Genomic DNA, 2,091 nt, shown 5'->3' on the forward strand with positions numbered 1-2,091 from the left:
AGAACTGGTGAAAATGCCACTACTAATCATCGATGATTTTGGACTAAGACCATTACGCAACCCACAGGATGAGGATTTTCACGACTTAATCTCGGAACGTTATGAGCGTGCATCAACAATCATTACATCCAATCTGGACTTTAGTGAATGGGGCTCTGCCTTCCCCAATCGATTACTTGCTGCAGCAACTATCGATAGGTTAAGACATAATGCATACCGGGTTACATTAGATGGTCCAAGTTACAGAGGAGAGAGAGAAACAAAAAAGCGAGAATAATAGGTTATAATTAACTAAAAGTGGACCAGTTTGATAGGTACCGTTTTGACATTTTAGGCGGTCCCATTAGCTGCTGATCGACGGTCCCTTTAGCATGCTGAATGACAAAAAAACCATGAATTTGATTATTTCTCATTTAACGGTACGTCCCATAATTCTCAGAACCCTATAAAACCTGAATATATTCATAGGCATGAACATCCTGCTGAATGGTTGGAGGATGAAGAAAGAACCTATTGTGATAAATGCAAACATTCTATTCCAAGACCTAGAAAGTGAGTGAAATATGCTGACCGAAGTTCCAATACCCTATGAATTTTGTCCAGACATAGGGGGTAGACCGAAAAATTTTATTGAATAAACAATAGAATACGTCTTAAAACACCGCGGATTTTGTTCTTAAAAGCCATTTTTGTGATCTTAAATAGCTTTTAAGAAAACAAATTTAAGTTTGTACCATTTAAATTAGAAGTTATTTTGAGCCTTAAAAATAGCTTTTAAGAATGGGACTTCGAACTATTTACCAGATATGATGTTGTTTATTAAGAGAAATATTTGTTCAGACCCCTATATGGTACTCATGTTGGGTAACGATCCAACCTACACTTGCTAACACCCTGCATTTGAATAATTTGCGGAAATAATTGATTCGTGTTGCGCAACATGCTATATTTTTACATATGATTAAATCATTTAAACATAAAGGTCTTAAGCGCTTTTTCGAAACTGGAGATCATTCAGGTATACAGTCTAAGCATCAAAAAAGGTTAAGACTACAATTAGGTGCGCTTAATACTGCTAAAGTCATAGAAGATATGGATTTGCCAGGTTATGACCTGCATAAATTAAAAGGTGATCGCAAGGGATGTTGGTCTATTACAGTAAATGGTAATTGGCGTATTACATTTGAATTTGAAGATGGTGATGCATACATCGTAAATTATGAGGATTATCACTGATGGCTATACAATATAATCCACCACACCCAGGTGAATTCATTAAAGAAACTTATATTGAAACATTGAATATAAGTCTAAGGCAGGCAGCAAAGGATTTAGATGTTGCGCCTTCAACTTTTTCACGGCTCATACAAGGCAAATCGGATCTTTCTCCTGAAATGGCTTTAAAACTTAGTAAAGCGTTTGGCAGAAGTCCTGAAAGTTGGATGCAGATGCAAACTAATTTTGAGCTTTGGAGAGCTAGACAACATGTTAATCTTGAGCGTGTTCATGTGATTTATGCACATGCGTCTTAGCCTGTTAACAATTTATCAAAGGGATGCCTCAAGAAACTGATATAGTTTAAAAAAAGGGGTTATTGCGGGTTTATTTGCTGACAATTAAGGACAACCAAAGACAACAAGATAGCAATTGCCGATCTGCATCCTGCCTTGATTTGATGCGGTTTTTCATAGTCTTTCATTGTTTTTCATGATTTTCCCAAAACCTATAGTAGCGGGTTCAATTCCCGCCGCCTCCACCATATAAACTTCTAAAATCTTCCAAAAACATCCAATAGGCCGGCTCTTTCCCAATTACGGGGGCACTCCCCAATTAACAACACAACACCCTAACACGGGTTCTATAATTTTCAAAGTTACGAAAGCCATAAGCTCTATGTTGTATAAGTTTCATCTTACGATGAAAGCCTTCAGTGATGCCATTTGATTTACTAAACCGCCACATTGTAACAATCTCTTCTTTCCATAGATGGAACGTTATTGAGGATTCCTGTGATGTTGAACAGTGATTCCTGTTCATGTTGAACACCTATTCCTGTCGAAGTTGAACACTTCGGAGCGAAGCGACGGTTCA

Annotated in this window: 3 protein-coding genes and 1 pseudogene; 3 read left to right on the forward strand and 1 reads right to left on the reverse strand. The window is 37.4% G+C overall.

What is annotated here, in order from left to right:
* The 3 genes from Lwal_RS17920 to Lwal_RS08330 form a co-directional block, all read left to right on the forward strand.
* Positions 1 to 277, forward strand: a 277-nt coding sequence (locus Lwal_RS17920) for an ATP-binding protein (protein ID WP_274519329.1), incomplete at its 5' end; no start/stop codon positions are given.
* A 644-nt stretch (positions 278 to 921) separates the two neighbouring features.
* Entirely contained in the window at positions 922 to 1,236 is a 315-nt protein-coding gene (locus Lwal_RS08325; protein ID WP_269458314.1) for a type II toxin-antitoxin system RelE/ParE family toxin, read from the forward strand.
* Positions 1,236 to 1,532 (forward strand): HigA family addiction module antitoxin, encoded by a 297-nt coding sequence (locus tag Lwal_RS08330; RefSeq protein ID WP_025384770.1) that lies wholly within the window; start codon positions 1,236 to 1,238, stop codon positions 1,530 to 1,532. Before Lwal_RS08325 ends, Lwal_RS08330 begins: the two co-directional genes overlap by 1 nt.
* A gap of 298 nt (positions 1,533 to 1,830) precedes the next feature.
* Here Lwal_RS08330 and Lwal_RS17065 read toward each other — a convergent pair.
* Positions 1,831 to 1,995 (reverse strand): annotated as a pseudogene (locus Lwal_RS17065) (transposase); the annotation flags it as partial.
* Between the last annotated feature and the right edge of the window lie 96 nt (positions 1,996 to 2,091).

This window comes from Legionella waltersii, from assembly GCF_001468085.1.
GTDB classification, from domain to species: domain Bacteria; phylum Pseudomonadota; class Gammaproteobacteria; order Legionellales; family Legionellaceae; genus Legionella; species Legionella waltersii.

Bases quoted from the DNA above. Each gene is read 5' to 3' on its own strand.
- Lwal_RS08330 (WP_025384770.1), top strand. From the start codon at position 1,236: ATGGCTATACAATATAATCCACCACACCCAGGTGAATTCATTAAAGAA.